Source organism: Enterococcus sp. AZ063 (assembly GCF_051715045.1).
Taxonomy (GTDB): Bacteria; Bacillota; Bacilli; order Lactobacillales; family Enterococcaceae; genus Enterococcus_D; species Enterococcus_D casseliflavus.
The window spans coordinates 2,735,090-2,752,680 of the sequence record NZ_JBIOTA010000001.1 but is presented as its reverse complement, the minus strand read 5'-3'; the positions used below and the strand labels follow the sequence as shown (position 1 = coordinate 2,752,680).

At 42.5% G+C, this 17,591-nt stretch carries 20 protein-coding genes; 13 read left to right on the top strand and 7 right to left on the bottom strand.

The annotated features are described in order from the left end of the window. Positions 1 to 55 precede the first annotated feature (55 nt). Positions 56 to 2,530 (top strand): heavy metal translocating P-type ATPase, encoded by a 2,475-nt coding sequence (locus IGK61_RS13000; RefSeq protein WP_074536057.1) that lies wholly within the window; start codon positions 56 to 58, stop codon positions 2,528 to 2,530. Positions 2,531 to 2,631: 101 nt separating this feature from the next. Next, positions 2,632 to 3,159: a prevent-host-death protein gene (locus tag IGK61_RS12995; RefSeq protein ID WP_074536055.1), complete on the top strand. Its 528-nt coding sequence runs from the start codon at positions 2,632 to 2,634 to the stop codon at positions 3,157 to 3,159. Between the two features lie 164 nt (positions 3,160 to 3,323). Here IGK61_RS12995 and IGK61_RS12990 read toward each other — a convergent pair whose 3' ends face one another. Next, a complete protein-coding gene (locus IGK61_RS12990) occupies positions 3,324 to 4,043 on the bottom strand; it encodes a DUF2087 domain-containing protein (protein WP_074536053.1) in 720 nt (239 codons plus the stop codon). 178 nt (positions 4,044 to 4,221) lie between these two features. On the opposite strand from IGK61_RS12990, the gene IGK61_RS12985 reads away from it, so the two are divergent. Together IGK61_RS12985 and IGK61_RS12980 are read left to right on the top strand one after the other, a co-directional pair. Then, a complete protein-coding gene (locus IGK61_RS12985; RefSeq protein WP_074536051.1) occupies positions 4,222 to 5,391 on the top strand; it encodes a pyridoxal phosphate-dependent aminotransferase in 1,170 nt (389 codons plus the stop codon). 194 nt (positions 5,392 to 5,585) lie between these two features. Continuing rightward, entirely contained in the window at positions 5,586 to 6,494 is a 909-nt protein-coding gene (locus IGK61_RS12980; protein WP_060792538.1) for a phosphate ABC transporter substrate-binding protein PstS family protein, read from the top strand. A gap of 147 nt (positions 6,495 to 6,641) precedes the next feature. Here the strand turns inward: IGK61_RS12980 and pnpS are convergent, their stop codons facing one another. Continuing rightward, on the bottom strand, positions 6,642 to 8,378 hold the full coding sequence (pnpS, locus tag IGK61_RS12975; protein ID WP_074536050.1) for a two-component system histidine kinase PnpS: 1,737 nt from the start codon (positions 8,376 to 8,378) through the stop codon (positions 6,642 to 6,644). After that, positions 8,375 to 9,082, bottom strand: a complete 708-nt coding sequence (locus IGK61_RS12970) for a response regulator transcription factor (protein WP_010749737.1) — start codon at positions 9,080 to 9,082, stop codon at positions 8,375 to 8,377. Before IGK61_RS12970 ends, pnpS begins: the two co-directional genes overlap by 4 nt. A gap of 150 nt (positions 9,083 to 9,232) precedes the next feature. On the opposite strand from IGK61_RS12970, the gene IGK61_RS12965 reads away from it, so the two are divergent. From IGK61_RS12965 to IGK61_RS12950, 4 genes are all read left to right on the top strand, one after another. Then, positions 9,233 to 9,706, top strand: coding sequence for a DUF523 domain-containing protein (locus tag IGK61_RS12965; protein ID WP_074536048.1), 474 nt, complete (start codon positions 9,233 to 9,235; stop codon positions 9,704 to 9,706). Further along, a complete protein-coding gene (locus IGK61_RS12960; RefSeq protein WP_005228897.1) occupies positions 9,696 to 10,034 on the top strand; it encodes a putative DNA-binding protein in 339 nt (112 codons plus the stop codon). The genes IGK61_RS12965 and IGK61_RS12960 overlap by 11 nt, the downstream gene beginning before the upstream one ends. 14 nt (positions 10,035 to 10,048) lie before the next feature. Then, positions 10,049 to 11,467, top strand: a complete 1,419-nt coding sequence (ffh, locus tag IGK61_RS12955) for a signal recognition particle protein (RefSeq protein WP_074536047.1) — start codon at positions 10,049 to 10,051, stop codon at positions 11,465 to 11,467. A 393-nt stretch (positions 11,468 to 11,860) separates the two neighbouring features. Continuing rightward, positions 11,861 to 12,061, top strand: a complete 201-nt coding sequence (locus tag IGK61_RS12950) for a CsbD family protein (RefSeq protein ID WP_010749735.1) — start codon at positions 11,861 to 11,863, stop codon at positions 12,059 to 12,061. A gap of 46 nt (positions 12,062 to 12,107) precedes the next feature. Here IGK61_RS12950 and IGK61_RS12945 read toward each other — a convergent pair whose 3' ends face one another. Genes IGK61_RS12945 through IGK61_RS12935 form a run of 3 tightly spaced genes read right to left on the bottom strand, consistent with a single transcriptional unit; the run spans position 12,108 to position 14,545 of the window. Then, entirely contained in the window at positions 12,108 to 13,268 is a 1,161-nt protein-coding gene (locus IGK61_RS12945; protein ID WP_074536045.1) for an ABC transporter permease, read from the bottom strand. 12 nt (positions 13,269 to 13,280) lie between these two features. Beyond that, entirely contained in the window at positions 13,281 to 14,162 is an 882-nt protein-coding gene (locus IGK61_RS12940; RefSeq protein WP_015510136.1) for an ATP-binding cassette domain-containing protein, read from the bottom strand. Then, a complete protein-coding gene (locus IGK61_RS12935; protein ID WP_005228910.1) occupies positions 14,159 to 14,545 on the bottom strand; it encodes a GntR family transcriptional regulator in 387 nt (128 codons plus the stop codon). Before IGK61_RS12935 ends, IGK61_RS12940 begins: the two co-directional genes overlap by 4 nt. Before the next feature lie 100 nt (positions 14,546 to 14,645). On the opposite strand from IGK61_RS12935, the gene IGK61_RS12930 reads away from it, so the two are divergent. Together IGK61_RS12930 and IGK61_RS12925 are read left to right on the top strand one after the other, a co-directional pair. Further along, positions 14,646 to 15,215 carry a DNA-3-methyladenine glycosylase I gene (locus IGK61_RS12930; RefSeq protein ID WP_074536044.1) on the top strand — a complete coding sequence of 190 codons (570 nt, stop codon included), beginning with the start codon at positions 14,646 to 14,648 and terminating at the stop codon, positions 15,213 to 15,215. A 13-nt stretch (positions 15,216 to 15,228) separates the two neighbouring features. Then, positions 15,229 to 15,762: a dihydrofolate reductase family protein gene (locus tag IGK61_RS12925; protein WP_074536042.1), complete on the top strand. Its 534-nt coding sequence runs from the start codon at positions 15,229 to 15,231 to the stop codon at positions 15,760 to 15,762. Between the two features lie 84 nt (positions 15,763 to 15,846). Here the strand turns inward: IGK61_RS12925 and IGK61_RS12920 are convergent, their stop codons facing one another. Further along, complete coding sequence (locus IGK61_RS12920) at positions 15,847 to 16,398, bottom strand: NADPH-dependent FMN reductase (RefSeq protein WP_005228916.1); 552 nt, start codon at positions 16,396 to 16,398, stop codon at positions 15,847 to 15,849. A gap of 254 nt (positions 16,399 to 16,652) precedes the next feature. Between IGK61_RS12920 and rpsP the strand changes: the two genes are divergently transcribed. The 3 genes from rpsP (at position 16,653) to IGK61_RS12905 (ending at position 17,556) form a co-directional block, all read left to right on the top strand. Continuing rightward, positions 16,653 to 16,928 (top strand): 30S ribosomal protein S16, encoded by a 276-nt coding sequence (gene rpsP, locus IGK61_RS12915; protein WP_005228917.1) that lies wholly within the window; start codon positions 16,653 to 16,655, stop codon positions 16,926 to 16,928. An 11-nt stretch (positions 16,929 to 16,939) separates the two neighbouring features. Further along, positions 16,940 to 17,185 carry a KH domain-containing protein gene (locus IGK61_RS12910; protein ID WP_005228918.1) on the top strand — a complete coding sequence of 82 codons (246 nt, stop codon included), beginning with the start codon at positions 16,940 to 16,942 and terminating at the stop codon, positions 17,183 to 17,185. Positions 17,186 to 17,298: 113 nt separating this feature from the next. Continuing rightward, positions 17,299 to 17,556, top strand: a complete 258-nt coding sequence (locus IGK61_RS12905; protein ID WP_074536038.1) for a hypothetical protein — start codon at positions 17,299 to 17,301, stop codon at positions 17,554 to 17,556. Positions 17,557 to 17,591: the final 35 nt, after the last annotated feature.

Sequence of the window (17,591 nt, the reverse complement as noted above, 5' to 3'; positions counted from 1 at the left end):
TATGAAGGAGCAAGACTGTACGCACATTCAGTGAAATAGGAAGGGGAATACTAGGATGAATCAGAAAAAAACGTCTTCCGCAAGTAATAGTCAGACGTCAAGCCATCATAGGCATGAACCTGCTTTGAATGAGCGGGATAATGGTACACAGGGAAAAGAGCAACATGTGCAATCACAAGTGACAGAAGTCCCTGAGCCTAGCCATGAGATGAATGGGATGGATCATCACAGGGCGACATCAAAACAGCAGGAGCTTGAAAGCTCTGATAGTAACCATGGTCCTATGGATCATGAAGTGTCCAGCATGGATTATAGCCATAAGGGCCATGAGATATCTGGCATGGATCACGGTCACAAGGACCATGAGATGTCTGGCATGAACCATAGTCACATGAATCATGAGATGTCTGGCATGGAACATGGTCACACGGATCATGAGATGTCTGGCATGGATCACGGTCACACGGATCATGAGATGTCTGGCATGAATCATAGTCACATGAATCATGAGATGTCTGGTATGGATCATAGTCAGATGGATCATGGAATGGGTGGCATGGATCATAGTATGCATATGGGAAATTTTAAGCAAAAGTTTTGGCTATCCTTGGTTTTGGCGATTCCAATCGTCATTTTATCGCCAATGATGGGCATCGAATTGCCCTTTCAATTCACGTTTCCTGGCTCAGATTGGGTCGTATTACTTTTAGGAACGATCCTGTTTTTCTATGGAGGGCAGCCGTTTTTAAATGGTGCGAAAATGGAATTGAAACAAAAAAGCCCAGCCATGATGACGTTGATTGCTATGGGGATCACGGTTTCTTATTTTTATAGTCTATATGCGTTTATCGCCAATCATTTTCTTGCTGTTCCTCATGTAATGGACTTCTTCTGGGAACTAGCGACTCTGATCGTGATCATGTTGTTGGGGCATTGGATCGAGATGAATGCCGTTTCTAATGCTGGCAATGCATTACAGAAATTAGCAGAACTATTGCCAAAAGAAGTGATTCGGAAAAATGCGGATGGATCAGAAGAACAGATTCCATTAGAAGAAGTGACCAACAAAACACAGTTGATCGTTCGCTCAGGAGATAAAATTCCTACAGACGGAACGATCCTTGAAGGAGAAACAACGATCGATGAGTCGGCAGTGACTGGTGAATCCAGACGGGTACCTAAAACCATCGGCAGTACTGTCATTGGAGGATCTGTCAACGGCAACGGTACCATCACGATGGAAGTCACAGGAACTGGGGAAGACAGCTACTTAGCGAAAGTCATGGAAATGGTGCGAAAAGCCCAAGCTGATAAATCCCGCTTAGAAGCACTTTCGGACAAAGTGGCAAAATGGTTGTTTTATATTGCGTTAGTTGCTGGTGTCTTGGCATTTGCTGTATGGCTGTTTGTTGCTGATCTACCGACTGCTCTTGATCGAATGGTCACGGTATTCGTCATTGCCTGTCCCCATGCGTTAGGGCTAGCGATTCCCCTCGTAGTTGCTCGTTCGACATCGATCGCTGCCAAAAATGGCTTGCTCTTAAAAAATCGCAACGCACTGGAGAATGCGCATCATGTTGATTATCTGATCCTCGATAAGACCGGTACGTTAACAGAAGGAACGTTTACCGTAACTGGCATCGAGGCGACAGGCAGTCTTTCTGCATCAGAAGTACTAGCTTACCTAGCAGGTCTTGAGAAAACCGCCAATCATCCGATCGCAGAAGGCATTTTAGCCGAAGCTGAAAAGGAAAACATCACAGCCAAAAAGGCGACTGATGTTCAAACAAGGACAGGGATTGGTCTGGAAGGCGTGATCGATGGACAAAAGTGGTTGATCGTCAATCAAAAAGGATTGGAGCAATTAGCCATTCAGTATCAAGGGAACTCCTTGAAAAATTATCAAGAACAGGGCAATACCATCAGCTATTTGGTTCATGACGGCAAAGTGGAAGGTATCGTCGCATTAGGGGATAAGGTGAAACCAGAAGCGAGTCAATTTATTCAAAAAGTGAAAGACTTAGGCATCACGCCAGTTATGGCTACTGGAGACAACCAAGAAGCGGCGCAAGCCGTAGCCGATTACCTAGGAATCGAAGCCTTCCATGCGGCAATGTTGCCAGACGATAAAGAACGTCTAGTCAGTGACTATGTCAAAGAGGGCAAGCGCGTCGTAATGGTAGGCGATGGGATCAATGACGCCCCAAGTCTTGCAAGAGCGACGATCGGGATTGCGATCGGAGCGGGTACCGATGTAGCGATCGATTCAGCCGATGTCGTTTTGACGAATAGCGAACCTCAAGACATCTTGCACTTCTTGACGTTGGCGAAAAAAACAAGACGCAAGATGATTCAAAATCTCTGGTGGGGCGCAGGATACAATATTTTTGCCATTCCTTTGGCAGCTGGCGTGCTCGCACCGATCGGGATCATTTTGAACCCAGCAGTCGGAGCTGTCTTGATGTCTATGAGCACGATCATCGTTGCCATCAATGCAATGACCTTATCAATCGAAAAAAGCGGCGATTAGCCGCTTTTTTGTTTCTTTTCCTAGGAGCAGTGAAATACCTCTATAATCTGCTTCTGGATTTATGCTATAATGTGTTCGTTGAGACAAGGAGGACGTTGATTATGGAACTGAAGAAATTGGATGTTCCCACTACTTCAATTACTGAAGTAAAAAAATCTCCGATGGATGTATTTAATCAAGCGCGAGAAGCAGGAACAGCAGTATATGTATTCAATCGTGAAAAAGTGGCGGGGGTCATGTTGACACAAGAGCAGTATGAAACGTTATTGCAGGAATTAGATTATTTGCGTCAGCGACCGATGATGGAAGAAGAACCCGAACAGCCGCCAGTGGCAGGGCTAGAGGAATTCTTACAAATCATGCGGCAAGCGCTGATCACCGGTGCGAGCATCTCGGCAAAAAATTTAGATGAGCGAATGGTGGCGCTAGGGTTCATCACTCGTAAAACTGGTTTTGGCGGTGTCGTTGACATGGTGAACGAATTGAAAGAAACAGGCAAGATCGTTTACCAGCTACGTAAAAAACAAGATGGTAAATCGGTGACCGCTGATGTCATTGGAGAACAAGACAATCAAACGCAATTATTTGATAAATTGATCATCAAAAAAATCTTTCTAAAAGAAAAATAAACGCTGGAACTTGTCCCAGCGTTTCAGACGGTAGACAAAGTACGGATGTTTTCGTACTTTGTCTTTTTTTGTTGTAAAAAAGTGGAGATTATTAACTTTTTTTAAACTGTGAAAGATACTGCTCATCCAACCAACAAAAGTTCCAGCCAGTTACAGACTAGGTTTTAAGTCAGCCAGTAAGTTTTCCCGTCTTTCGTCCGTTGCATAAATCCGTATTCGATCAAATAACGTCGGACAGTGACATAATCGGTGATCGCTTGTTTTAATACATCGTTGACAGCAGCTTCTGAATAATTTTTCTTCGGATCAAATTTTTGTGCCAGTACACTCAAGACAACAATCTTGCGCTTTTCTTTGCTGGGAAACTGTTTGATAAACCCCGTTTCATCAAAATAAGTGGCAATGATCTTTTCTCTTTCACTAGCCGTAATGGCATAGCGATCATCAAGCATCGTCGCCCCTTTATGAGGCGGCAGCAACGGGGTATCTTGCAACAAGGACATGATACTTAAAAAAACAGTCGCTTGTCGCTGTTTTTCTTTTAGTTTAAAGCGATGATTCCTGACAGTCGAAGAAGAGATACCTAAGCGCTGGGCAATCACAGTATCGCTAACATCTTGGGCAAACAGTTGTAAAATCTCCTGTTGGCTCTCTGATAAGCCTGTTTGTTCTTTGGGTAAAGCCAACAATGCGGACAAAACGGTTCCGTGATGGTCAGTAATATGCTGCATCATTCGTTTTTTTGCTGTAAAAAAGGCGCCATCAACGGGATAGATTTCTTCTTTGTCGAAGGTCTCCTGACAAAATACGCAACAATATTCCGTTGGTGTTGCGACATATCCTTGCTGATAATCAGAAATGGTAAACTCTTGATAAGGTTTCATTTTGGGTTCTCCTTTTATTGTTTAGATATATACTAACATAAATTGATTTCGTTTGTAAATGAGCAAACGAATTTATCGTTATTAGATTAATTTCATCCGTTGCTTAAAATTGTCGCCTTTTTGTGTTAGGATTAACAACAATAGCGAATGAATTTGCTTAATTCAAAGGAGTGATACTATGGCAGACGTAAGCCAACGCTTCAATCACGAAGTGTACAATATAGCTGTTTCATTGATTCGTAAATTTGATGAACGGGTTTCTTCAATTCCTGATATTTTAAAGTTAACGTTAGGCGAGCCGGATTTCAACACACCGGAGCACGTGAAAAAATCGGGTGTCCAAGCAATCGAACAAAATTTCAGCCACTATTCTGGAATGGCAGGCTTAGCAGATGTTCGGCAAGCAGCCAGCCTCTTTTTGAAAAATAAATATCAGCTTGATTACGACTTTCAATCAGAAGTATTAGTGACGATCGGTGCAACGGAAGCAATCTCAGCTTCTTTATTAGCCACGCTGGAACCTGGTGATAAAGTGATTTTACCAGCACCAATTTATCCAGGCTATGAACCAGTCATCCATTTAGCTCATGCCAAACCGATTTATCTTGATACGACGGATAATGACTTTGTTTTAGCGCCAGAAGTTTTAGAAGCAGCCTTAAAAGAACATGGGGAGCAAGTCAAGGCAGTCATTTTAAATTATCCTAGCAATCCAACAGGGGTTGTTTATACCCGAGAACAAGTCAAAGCATTGGCAGAAGTTTTAGAAAAATACCCCGTTTTTGTTATTAGCGATGAAATTTATAGTGAGTTGACTTATGATGAAACCCATGTGTCCATTGCTGAATACTTGCGGGATCAAACGATCGTGATCAACGGCTTGTCGAAATCACACGCGATGACTGGTTGGCGCGTCGGCTTCATTTTTGCACCAGCAGCGTTGACTGCTCAGATCATTAAGGTCCACCAATACTTAGTGACCGCGGCCTCAACGATTTCTCAAAAAGCCGCAGTGCGGGCATTGATCGAAGGCATCAATGATGCAGAAGTCATGAAAGCCGATTACCGTGAACGCCGAGATTACTTGTTTGAAAAGATGACTGCCCTTGGTTTTGAAATGGCGAAGCCATCTGGTGCATTCTACATTTTTGCCAAAATACCAGCAGGTTTCAACCAAGATTCCATGGCTTTTTGTGTCGACTTAGCCGAAAAGAATCAATTAGCAATCATTCCAGGGATCGCCTTTGGTCCCGAAGCAGAAGGCTATGTTCGTTTAAGCTATGCGGCAAGTATGGAGAACTTGGTGGAAGCGATGGATCGCTTGACACGCTATATGCAAAGCAAATGATTCTACAGACATTTCTTTAGTTCATAAGTGTTAGATAAAGTAAGCCCCCTCTGATGGATGCAGCGGGGGCTTTTTTAGGCAATCGACGAACTTTACAAAATATTTACATCGCTTTATCGATTCTTTACATGAAATCCATCAAGGGTTTACACCGCCTTGCTAAACTAAGCATATAACGAAAGGAGATTTACTAAATGAAAAAATTGGGACTTTTATTTTTTGCAACTGGATTATTATTAGCTGGCTGTGGGAGCGGTGGCGCAAGCACTGAGAGCAGTCAAGCATCAGGCGGATCTTCATCAGGTGCCGCATCAAATGAAAATGTAGAAATTTTAGCTGTGGGCTCAACGGCATTGCAACCCTTGGTTGAAGCAGCAGGTGAAAGCTTCTCAGCAGACAATCCCAATTATACAATTACGGTTCAAGGTGGCGGCAGCGGAACTGGCTTAAGTCAAGTAGAAGCAGGCGCGGTGACGATCGGCAATTCCGATGTGTTTGCGGATGAAAAAGATGGTGTGGATGCTAGCAAATTAGTTGACCATAAAGTAGCCGTAGTTGGTATGGCACCAGTGGTAAATAAAGACGCAGGCGTTACGGATCTTAGCCAACAAGAATTGATCGATATCTTTACAGGCAAAGTGAAGAATTGGTCTGAACTAGGCGGAGCAGATCAAGAAATCTCTGTAATCAACCGCGCATCAGGCAGCGGTACGAGAGCGACCTTTGAAAAATGGGGCTTAGATGGTGCAGAGACGATCCAAACACAAGAGCAAGATTCTTCTGGAACAGTCCGTAAAATCGTTGCTGAAACACCAGGAGCAATCAGCTACCTTGCTTTATCCTATTTGGACGATTCGATCCAAGCGCTATCTCTTGATGGGGTAGAAGCGACTCCTGAAAATATTGCAGATAACAAATGGCCAATCTGGTCTTACGAGCATATGTACACGAACGGCGAGCCAGATGCAAACGTCAAAGCCTTTCTTGATTACATCATGACAGACGATGTCCAACAAGGAATCGTTATCGAATTAGGTTACTTGCCAATCACTGATATGAAAGTAGAACGCAGTGTAGACGGCGAAGTAACGAATGTTGAATAGTGAAATGACCGAAGAAGGAGAATGCTCCTTCTTTTTTTGTGTTTAAAGCATCAAGAAGATGCTATTGACTGATGCTTCATTTGGTAATGAAAAACAACTACAAAAACAGCCGATAACAATTATTCACCTGTTATCGGCTGTTTTTTATCAATAATCATTTTTTTCATGAAGCGGCAAAGTCACCGTAAAGGTAGAACCAATTTTGGGGAAACTGTCAACCTTGATGCTGCCGCCTAATAATTTGGTATAGTCTTTAACGATAGCCAGCCCAAGTCCAGTGCCGCCAGAATTGCGAGCGCGGGCTTTGTCCACCCGATAAAACCGCTCAAAAATCCGTTCTTGATCTTCTTCATCGATGCCGATGCCTTGATCCTGCACTTGAAATAGCAGCTGGCCGTCTTGCTCTGAATAGGATAATGTGATGACCCCACCAGGTTTTGAATAGGTGACAGCATTTTCTACCAGATTTTTTACGATGGGCTGCAGCAGCTCTTTTTTGGTAGATAAAATGAAGTGTTCGGGTCCTTCAAATTGAAAGGTCAATTGCTTCTTAGCAGCTGCGGGACCATAGGTTTGAACGACTTGTTGCAGCAGCTTAGAAAAGTTGATCGGTTGGTCGACATACTGGAAAGAATCACTGTCTTGAGACAGTTGGATGATATCTTGTATTAGATTTTTCAAGCGATAAGCATCTTTTTGAATGATCTCTAAAAAGGTCTGCAACGTTTCTGGGTCTTCTTTGGCTCCGTCCAGCAGTGTTTCGGTAAACCCAATCAAGGAAGTTACCGGCGTTTTTAATTCATGGGAAACATTGCCGACAAAATCTTTTTGCATTTTTTCTAATTGTCGAATGCGCGTCAAGTCATAAGAAATACCAATCAACTGGTTTTCTTGGAAGCTTCGCAAGGTAACATCCAAGACTTTTGAACGTTCCCCGCTAAGGGTGGTTTCCGCATGGAAAATAGGGGTCTCGTCGTTAAATTGATAGATCAATTGGATCAGTTGTGTGTCATGAATCACTTCAGTGAAGGGCTGCGGCAAGGTTGGCGCAGTTTCCATCCCCAACTGTTCTTGCATCGTCGGATTCAACAGCAGCAGTTGATTTTCTTCATTAATGATAAAGACACCGATCATCAGTTCACTGAGCAGTCCATACAACTGTTGTTCAGATGCCGCATAGGCCCGATAGGTCTGGCTCATTTGTTCGCTCAGCTGATTGATCAGTTGATACAACTCGTCATGTTCAGGGGTTTCTTGCATAATGATTGCTTGTTGATCGGGCGAGGTGATCATTTTTTTTACGACGGGCAGAATCGTTTGGATCGGCCGATTTCGCTGGCGCAAGGTATGGAAAATCAATAGGCTGATCAAAAAGCAAAAGACAAGATAGACAATCAAGATCGATTGCTTGATTCCTTGGTTTTTCGTAAAAAAAGCAGCAGTCGGTTCTGCGATCCGCAAGATTTGAGTTAAGTTTCCATCTTCTTTGACAGGAATCGCCACATAAAGCAATTCTTCATGCAAGGTGTCGCTTTCCCGCAACGATTGACCAACGGCGCTTCCGCGCAAAACGGCTTGAACCTCTGGACGATCGGAGCGGTTTTCATGGAGGGTATGATCATAAGTATCGAAAATGATTTGGCCTTGATCATCTAACAAAGTGATGCGGCTATTGCTGTCTTGAACATAGGAATCGGCAAATTGTTCGAGCGCTGCGGTTTGGTTATCTGAGAGATTCAAAAACACAGCGGCTTTCTCTTGCAGAAAATCCACTTGCTGGGCGATGACTTGCTGACGGTAAAAACTGCTTAGAACTTGCCAACACAGGAAAAAAATCAGCAATAGACCGATTGACCATAAACCATAGCCATAGCGTTTTTTCATTGGGTCGGCTCCTGAAATTTATACCCAAATCCTCGAACGGTCACCAAGTATTCTGGACGCTTGGGATCAGCTTCCAATTTTTCTCTTAAATGACTGATGTGAACATCCACGATGCGACTTTGTCCATCAAAGTCAAAATTCCAAATACGATTGAGTAAGGTATCGCGATCGATCACGCGGCCTTTACGTTTCATAAAGTAAACCAGCAGCTCGAACTCTTTCGGTGTCAGGAAGATTTTCTCCCCATTCACACTGACCTGGAAATTGGTCAGATCGGCTTGAATTCCGCCGATTTGCAAGATTTCTGCAGGTTGATCTTCTTCTCGTGCTTGTTGACGAGGTTCTAAGCGACGGAAGATGGCCTTCATTCGAGCCAATACTTCTCGAGGGCTGAAGGGTTTCGTCAAGTAGTCGTCAGCCCCGATCTCTAAGCCCAAGATCCGGTCGATCGGATCATCTTTTGCGGTCAAGACGAGGATCGGTGTCTCGATTTTTTCTTGACGTAATTTCTTTGTGATTTCGATACCGTCCAAATTCGGCAGCATGACATCCAAGATGATAAAGTCAAAAGGTTTTGACAACGCCAAGTCGAAGGCTTTTTGACCATCTGAGGCGGAAACGACTTGGTAGCCCTCTTTTTCTAAATTAAAGGTTAAAAGTGTGACGATTGAAGGTTCATCATCGACAACGAGTATTTTTTTCATGATAGACTCCTTTCGTTTCTTTTTTTCAAGAAACGATTAAATTTCAACGAACAAGTCCTATTTTAGCATGAATAGACAATTGGTACTATTGCAACCACTAAATAAATGCTATAATAAAGGACGATTTCATAGGAAAGCTGAGGGTGCTAAATGATTGGAATCAGTGCGTGTCTAGGCGGTGCCCTTTGCCGCTACGATGGAAAACATCAAGCAGTACCACAATTGATCGAACTTGTTCGTGCGGGTCAAGCCATGATGGTCTGTCCAGAAGTTCTTGGCGGCTTGCCGATTCCACGTGAACCGGCCGAAATCGTCGGTGGCGATGGGGTGGATGTTTGGGCGCAACGAGCGAAGGTCGTCACCATTTCAGGAGAAGACGTGACGGAACAATTTACTAAAGGCGCGAAAATTGCTTATCAAAAATTGCAAGAGAAAGGCATCACCCAACTGATCCTAAAAGAGAAAAGTCCCTCTTGTGGCAGTCAGACGATTTATGATGGCAATTTTTCTGGAATCAAAAAAACAGGGGTCGGTGTCGCTTGTGCCTATTTTCGACAAAAAGGCATGACTGTTTTGTCCGATGTCGAATGGCTTGCAAAACAGGAGGAAGCAAATGGAAATTGAAAAGACCAATCGCATGAATGCGTTGTTTGAGTTTTATTCCACGTTATTGACGGAAAAACAGATGAATTACATGGAATTGTATTACGCAGATGATTTTTCTCTAGGAGAAATCGCTGAAGAGTATCAAGTTAGCCGTCAAGCAGTCTATGACAACATCAAACGCACCGAACGTATTTTAGAAGACTATGAAAAAAAACTACATATGTTTTCGGATTATATCATGCGGGAAGACTTGCTCGATCAGCTAAGCGAGTATACGAAAACCCACTATCCAAAAGACGAAACCTTACAGGGGTTTATTCAACAGCTCCAAGAAATTGAAGAATAAAGGAATGAAAAAAAATGGCATTTGAAAGTTTAACTGAACGCCTCCAGCAGGCAATGAGCAAACTGCGCAGAAAAGGAAAAGTATCTGAAGCAGATGTAAAAGAAATGATGCGTGAGATTCGTCTAGCTTTATTAGAAGCCGACGTCAATCTGCAAGTTGTAAAAGAGTTTACCAAAAATGTCCGTGAACGGGCAGTGGGGGTAGAAGTATTAGAAAGCCTATCTCCAGCGCAACAAATCGTTAAGATCGTTGATGAAGAATTAACCAAAACATTAGGATCAGAAACAGTTGGGATCGAAAAATCACCGAAGATCCCAACGATCATCATGATGGCTGGTTTGCAAGGGGCAGGGAAAACCACCTTTGCTGGGAAATTAGCCAACCATTTGATCAAAACCGAAAACGCACGTCCATTAATGATCGCTGGTGACGTGTACCGACCAGCTGCGATCGACCAGTTGAAAGTATTAGGGCAACAATTGGATGTACCTGTTTTTGATATGGGAACTGATGTCAGTCCAGTTGAAATCGTCCGCCAAGGATTGGCTTTGGCTCGGGAAAAGAAAAATGACTACGTTTTGATCGATACGGCGGGTCGTTTGCATATCGACGAAAACTTGATGGAAGAGCTAAAAAAAATCAAGGACTTGGCACAGCCAAATGAAATTTTACTGGTAGTGGATGCGATGACAGGACAAGATGCTGTCAACGTGGCGGAAAGCTTCAATCAACAACTGGGGATCACAGGGGTAGTCATCACCAAGCTAGATGGCGATACTCGTGGCGGGGCGGCATTGTCGATTCGTCAAGTTACGGGCGCTCCAATCAAGTTCACTGGTACCGGTGAAAAATTGACCGACCTTGAAGTATTCCATCCAGATCGGATGTCTAGTCGGATTCTCGGTATGGGTGATATGCTGACTTTGATCGAAAAAGCACAGCAAGATTACGACGAGAAAAAAGCAGAAGAACTTGCTCAAAAAATGAAGGAAAACTCCTTCGACTTCAATGACTTTGTTGAACAGATCGATCAAGTCATGGGCATGGGCCCAATTGAAGATCTTTTGAAAATGATTCCGGGAATGAGCCAAATGCCTGGCATCGAGAACGTCAAAGTTGATCCAAAACAAATTGCCCGTCAAAAAGCCATGGTTTATTCCATGACACCAGCAGAACGTGAAAATCCTGATTTGTTAAATCCAAGCCGTCGTCGCCGGATTGCCGCCGGTTCTGGCAACAGTGTCGTCGAAGTCAACCGCATGATCAAACAATTTAAAGAATCCCGCAAAATGATGCAGCAAATGAGCAAAGGGAATATGAACATTCCTGGCATGGATCAAATGTTTGGCGGCGGTGTCAAAGGGAAACTTGGAAAAATGGCCATGAATCGTATGGTCAAAAAACAAAAGAAGAAAAAGAAAAAACGCAAATAATCGTTTAACACTGATAGGAACTGAGAACTGAACCTTATCTTTGTGTAATTAAAAAACATGATCTGAAAAGGCACCAAATCGAGAAGCTGTACCTGCTGATTCTAGCAACTGCAGCTCCTCAGATTGCCTTCTTCAGGTCATGTTTTTTTATGCTCACAGCGTCCTCTTTAAATGAACTCCTTCAAAGAACATCAAATAAAACATCTAGAGAACATCCTTTTTTATAGAGAAAGCCAGCTTTCTACCGAATATCTCAAATCGTCCAAGAGTCAAAAATAGCGATCAACTATCGTTGCGGACAACTCTAAGAATAGGATAGAAGCAGAACATTCGTGCTTTTTGTTAAATGGTGCTACTATTAATTTATAGCAAGTATGAAAGGAGTTTTTTACGATGACAAACAAAGATCGCATTGAAGGAAAAGTAACCGAAACAAAAGGGAAACTTACAGGAGATGACTCCGAAGAATTAAAAGGCAAAACCCAAAATAAATATGGGAAAGCCAAAGATAAGGTTGAAGATTTTGCGGATGATGTTTCTCGTAAAGTAAATGACTTCTTTGACAAAAAAGACAACGACAAACCTAAACATTAAACTTAAAAGCATCCCTGCAACAAGAACATGTTGCAGGGATGCTTTTTTATATTCCACTGATTTGTTTGTTTTTTCGTTTGTACCACCAATTCATCAGCGCTTTAGGATAGACAAGCAGCAAACTGATGAATAAGCAGGCAACCAGTAATAAACCGAGCCGAAGAGCGATGTTCCAGAGACTGACATCATACCCCTCATAGAGATTACGGTAAAAAATTTCTAGTGGGTAATAAGAAATCATGGATAAATAGAACCAGGTTCCCAAAGAAAGCAGCCAATAAACTGGTGCGCGCAATTTAGGGATCGTTAAATAATCACCGTCATTTTCTAAAGAGATTTTCGAGAACACTTTTTCGGCAGCAAGAATCAGCAAGCCGCTCAAGCCGAGGTAAAGGAGCAGCAGCCACCAAGGGTAGACATATCCTTGCGGCCAATCGATCCACGTTTGAAAAGGAATCAGAAAATCCCCATGACCAAGAAACACAAAACTAAAAAACTCGCGGGTACATTGGAAAAAGCTATACCCCATTGATCCTAGAGAAATAGTGAAGAAGACCGAGAGCATGCCAGTAAACAGATTCCCCAGCAAAACGCCTAACAAGAGACCTGCAGCAAATACTAGCAGATTCGTTGCCAAGGTACTAAGGGCAGAAAGCAGCACGTCTTGAAGCGGCACAGCGAGATAGCGAGCTGGGATCATCGTGTATTCGATCAGGATATGACCTAACAGACCCAAGACTAAACAAGCGGTCAAGGGTAAGCCGATAAAAAGCAGTTTCTTGTGGAAGACGTGCTTTCTGCTAAAGGGTAAAGCAAATAAAAAGCGATTGAAATTGGTGCGGCCATCGACAAAAAAGGACAAGAAGCCCCAAATAAACAGGAAGACAATCACAAATTGATTCATGGTGGTCATATAAGGGCGATTGTAATAAATCTCATCAGGGGACTCATTGCTGATCGTCAATACCGCATCGCGGTACTCTGTTGCCGAATCAAAGTAAACCGGGGTTTCTCCCTTGTAGCTTTTGACATAGTACTCTCGATTTTCGTTGAAATCTTTGATAAATTCTTCAGATGTCAAATAGCGTTCTTGCTGATGCCAGGCTTTTTGTGATTGCCAGCCATCACCAAGATACATTAAGAGTAAGACAAAACAAAAGCCGATCAGCAGCTTGCCGTAGCGTTCTTTAAATATATTGCTTAACATCGTTTTCCACCTCTATCCTTCCACTAATGCCTCTTGTCGTAAATTTGCTTCAAACAGATCTTCCAAGGTCAAGGGCAATTCTTCGAAAACCAAAGGATCAAGCTGCTGGATCTCAGCCGCCAGCTCTTTTGTGTAATTGTCAAACAAAGCGGTCAAGACTCGACCTTGTTTTTGAATCAGCTTGGAGCGCTGCTTGATAAGGGGAGGAATCTGCTTGCTGCGAAAGACGAGTTGAAGTTTGCGAGATTGTTCGCGAATCGTTTCCAAACGGTAGTCTCCTTCAATCGTTTTCCCTTTGATCAACAAGGCACGATCAATAATATGCTCTAATTCATTTAGATTATGGGAAGCGATCAATGCGGTACGATTCGACTCACTGAGGCTTTCCAGCAATAGTCCGATCACTTTTTTACGGACGATCACATCAAGACCATCAAAAGGTTCGTCTAACAGTAAGAACGTCGCATTTGAAGCGATCGCTAGAATCATCTTATAAAGACCTTGCATTCCTTTTGACATTCGCCGGTAAGAAAGCGTTAGCGGCAGACCATGGCTTTGCATCAATTCTAAATAAAGATTTTGATCAAAATTCGGATAAGCAAGCCGATAAAATTGATTGATTTTTTTTAACGAGTAGGCAGCCAGAAAGTTTTCTTTTTCATCGATATAAAAAAGCTGTTCTTTTAATTCCGGGTGCTGATCCAGGCGTTGGTTATCGATTGAAATCTCGCCATCATCTAGTAAATAATGTCCAGCGACCGTCCGAAACAACGTGGTTTTCCCAGAACCATTGCGGCCGATCAATCCTACGAGTTCTCCTTTTTCCAAAGAGAAGTTCACGTTTTCTAAGATAATTGTTTGTTCCATTTTCTTGGTCACATGTTCGATCTTCACTGTGGATCGCCTCCTAACTCTTGTTCAAAACCATTCATCCAATCGCTCAGCTCACGCATGCTGATCTGTAGATGGCGTGCTTCGATCACCAATTCTTTCAAACGTTCTTTCACTTGTAAGATCCGAATCTCATCGCGTGGCAGATCCTCAGTAACTTTCACAAAGGTGCCTTTTCCTTTGATGGTGACAAGCACTTGCTCATTTTCCAATACTTTGTAGGCTTTGCTGACGGTATTTGGATTCATCAACAGGTGCTTGGCCATTTCACGAACCGAAGGTACTTGGTCTCCAGCGGTTAGAACACCGTTCAGAATATCTTCTTTGATACTTAAAACCAATTGCTCATAGTAAGGTTTGCTGCTGGCTTTGTTAATGCGAACCACAAAATCAGCTCCTTTCATTTATGTGTACTAGTATACGTAGTACACTAGTGGAAGTAAAGTCTTTTATGATAAAATAAACAAAAAGGAGCTGATGAGGACAATGGAACGATGTGAGTGGGCCAACAGTACACCAGCGATGCAGGAGTATCATGATACAATCTGGGGGAAACCTGAGTATGAGGATCAGCAGTTGTTTCGAAAATTGGTGTTAGATATGAATCAAGCAGGGTTGAGCTGGCAAACGATTTTAAATAAAATGGCGAATTTTGATGCGGCGTATGATCAGTTTGAAATCACCAAAGTAGCGAACTATACGGAAGAAAAAGTGGAAGAACTGATGATGAATCCAGGAATCATCCGCAATCGGCGAAAGATTGAAGCGGTGATCAGCAATGCCCAAGAAGTTTTAAAAATCCAGCAAGAATATGGTAGTTTCTCCGCATTCTTGTGGCGATATGTCGATCATCAGCCGATCATTAATGAATTTGAGCAGCAATCCGATGTACCGACCCATTCGGAAATCTCTGATCAGCTAGCGAAAGATTTGAAAAAGCGAGGGTTTAAATTTGTCGGAACGACCATTATTTACGCCTTTATGGAAGCTGTCGGCATGGTCAACGACCATTTAGTCACTTGTGTTTGTCGAACATCAGCAGCAAACAAAGAATAAAGGAGCGAGCATAATGGGAAAAGTGATATTCTATGGTGCGATCAGCCTCGATGGCTATTTAGCAGGTCTGAAGGATCAACTGGACTGGCTGTTTCAAACCGATACCGGTGTCGCCACGACTTATGAAGCATTTTTTGCAACCATCGATGCGACAGTGATGGGGAGAAAGACCTATCAAGAAGCAAAAAAACTTATGGATGGTGGACTGTTGTACCCCGAAACGACAAATTATGTTTTTTCCCGTACACAAAAAGAACCGTTGCCAGATGCAACGCTAGTGTCAACGGATCCAGTGGCATTTGTTTCAGCATTAAAACAAGAGGAAAACGTATGGGTAGTAGGGGGAGGTTCCTTATTAAAACCATTGCTGGAAGCTGATTTGATCGATGAATGGTTTATTCAAATCGCGCCGGTGTTTTTAGGAGAAGGCAAGCGGCTGTTTGAACCGGGGGGATATTCGAGACGCTTGACGTTTGTTGAAACAAAACAGATGGGAGAACTGACAGAACTCCATTTTGTCCGAAAGGCTGTGTCAGGCAGCGAGTAAAAAGCGCAAACGATTATTCTTCACAGTAAAAAAGACCAAGAAACTCAGTGCCGAGTTTCTTGGTCTTTTTGTATGGATTCTTCATTAGTTGAATCGTTGAAAGAATTCAATATATTTTGCAAGGATCGTTTCGAAGAAGCTTACTGTATCTGGGTTGATCTCATTGTTTTCATCGATCAAGTTTGTGATACCGCCAATGTAGGCTTCTGGTTGTTGCAGAGTAGGCATATCCAAAAAGACTAATGATTGACGCAAATGATGGTTCGCACCAAATCCAGCGATCGCTCCTGGAGAAACGCTGACGACTAAGGCTGGTTTGCCACCCCAACTGCTCGCACCGTAAGGACGAGAACCAACATCTAAAGCATTTTTCAAGGCTGCAGGAACAGAGCGGTTGTATTCTGGTGTAAAGAAGAAGACCCCATCAACGGCGCTTAATGCTTCACGAAATGCTGTCCATTCAGCAGGAACTTTTCCTTCAACTTCCAAATCTTCATTGTAAAAAGGCAAGTTGCCGATCTCGATGAAAGATGCTTCAAAACCTTCTGGTAATAGTGATGCGAATTTTTTCGCTACGAGTTTATTATAAGAACCTTCCCGCAAGCTGCCGACGATAAAACCGATTTTTTTTGTCATGTAAATTTCCTCCTTGTTGTTTTCTACTCATTAAGCTTACCAAAAGTAAGTGAATGGTGCAAATAAAACGATTTGGCCTTAAAAAGGTTTCTCTAGTATTCATGATACGCGTCCAAATTCATTCTGGCAAAAGATAACCATGCTGAAAAAACAGGAAAGAAAAACTTTTTTCAGCTGTAAAGAAAAAACTCTTTACACCATCAGAAAAACCTGTTAAACTAGCTCTTGTGATTAAATCAATGGAGGTGTAAATAATGGCAGTAAAAATTCGTTTAAAACGCATGGGTTCTAAAAAGAAACCTTTTTACCGTATCGTCGTAGCAGATTCACGTTCTCCTCGTGACGGACGTTTCATCGAAACAGTTGGTACTTACAATCCTTTACTAGACCCAGCTGAAGTAACAATCAAAGAAGATCTAGTTCTTGATTGGTTATCTAAAGGTGCGCAACCTTCAGATACAGTTCGTAACATCCTTTCTAAAGAAGGCGTTATGAAAAAACACCACGAAGCAAAATTCACTAAGAAATAAGGTGACTTTGGATGAAAGATTTGCAAGAATTAGTCTTAACGATCGTTTCACCACTTGTTACCAAACCTGAGGATATCAAGCTTGAGCTGGTAGAGTCAGATGATTTCTTGGAATATAATCTTACTGTGGCACCAGAAGATATTGGTCGTATCATCGGTAAACAAGGTCGGGTTGCCAAAGCAATTCGAACGATTGTTTACAGTGTACGGACAAATGGACCGAAAAAAGTTCGTTTGAATATCATTGATGGTAAATAAGCAAGAGTGTAAAGCATTTCTCAAAGAGAAATGCTTTTTTTGTAAAATTCATGCTTAAGATGGAGGACAAAAAAGGATGGTTTTGAGATAATCAAAAATGAGGAGGTGCTTGTATGTCTCAACTAATCGCATGGATCGTCGTTCTTTTGATTCTCGTCTTTATTTATAAAATTGGTTCTTTTCTTTGGCGAACGCTAGGGATCTTGTTGTTGCTCTTTTTAATTTGGGTCTATCGTGAGGAGATCATGACCCAATTGAACCAATGGACACAAAACTTTCGTTGGGGCGACATATCGACGATCGCCAATCAAGTTTGGCAATGGATCAAGGACGGCTTCCAATCACTGCAAAATTGGGTCACCAATCTTTAAAAAATCGACAAAAAAATGACAGACAATCTGACTTG

Coding starts and splice junctions, on each gene's coding strand:
- IGK61_RS12925 (WP_074536042.1), top strand. CDS start 15,229: ATGGGAAAAGTGATATTCTATGGTGCGATCAGCCTCGATGGCTATTTA.
- IGK61_RS12995 (WP_074536055.1), top strand. CDS start 2,632: ATGGAACTGAAGAAATTGGATGTTCCCACTACTTCAATTACTGAAGTA.
- IGK61_RS12990 (WP_074536053.1), bottom strand. CDS start 4,043: ATGAAACCTTATCAAGAGTTTACCATTTCTGATTATCAGCAAGGATAT.
- IGK61_RS12965 (WP_074536048.1), top strand. CDS start 9,233: ATGATTGGAATCAGTGCGTGTCTAGGCGGTGCCCTTTGCCGCTACGAT.
- pnpS (WP_074536050.1), bottom strand. CDS start 8,378: ATGAAAAAACGCTATGGCTATGGTTTATGGTCAATCGGTCTATTGCTG.
- IGK61_RS12905 (WP_074536038.1), top strand. CDS start 17,299: ATGTCTCAACTAATCGCATGGATCGTCGTTCTTTTGATTCTCGTCTTT.
- IGK61_RS12930 (WP_074536044.1), top strand. CDS start 14,646: ATGGAACGATGTGAGTGGGCCAACAGTACACCAGCGATGCAGGAGTAT.
- IGK61_RS12950 (WP_010749735.1), top strand. CDS start 11,861: ATGACAAACAAAGATCGCATTGAAGGAAAAGTAACCGAAACAAAAGGG.
- IGK61_RS12960 (WP_005228897.1), top strand. CDS start 9,696: ATGGAAATTGAAAAGACCAATCGCATGAATGCGTTGTTTGAGTTTTAT.
- IGK61_RS12985 (WP_074536051.1), top strand. CDS start 4,222: ATGGCAGACGTAAGCCAACGCTTCAATCACGAAGTGTACAATATAGCT.
- IGK61_RS12945 (WP_074536045.1), bottom strand. CDS start 13,268: ATGTTAAGCAATATATTTAAAGAACGCTACGGCAAGCTGCTGATCGGC.
- IGK61_RS12970 (WP_010749737.1), bottom strand. CDS start 9,082: ATGAAAAAAATACTCGTTGTCGATGATGAACCTTCAATCGTCACACTT.
- rpsP (WP_005228917.1), top strand. CDS start 16,653: ATGGCAGTAAAAATTCGTTTAAAACGCATGGGTTCTAAAAAGAAACCT.
- ffh (WP_074536047.1), top strand. CDS start 10,049: ATGGCATTTGAAAGTTTAACTGAACGCCTCCAGCAGGCAATGAGCAAA.
- IGK61_RS12910 (WP_005228918.1), top strand. CDS start 16,940: ATGAAAGATTTGCAAGAATTAGTCTTAACGATCGTTTCACCACTTGTT.
- IGK61_RS13000 (WP_074536057.1), top strand. CDS start 56: ATGAATCAGAAAAAAACGTCTTCCGCAAGTAATAGTCAGACGTCAAGC.
- IGK61_RS12980 (WP_060792538.1), top strand. CDS start 5,586: ATGAAAAAATTGGGACTTTTATTTTTTGCAACTGGATTATTATTAGCT.
- IGK61_RS12920 (WP_005228916.1), bottom strand. CDS start 16,398: ATGACAAAAAAAATCGGTTTTATCGTCGGCAGCTTGCGGGAAGGTTCT.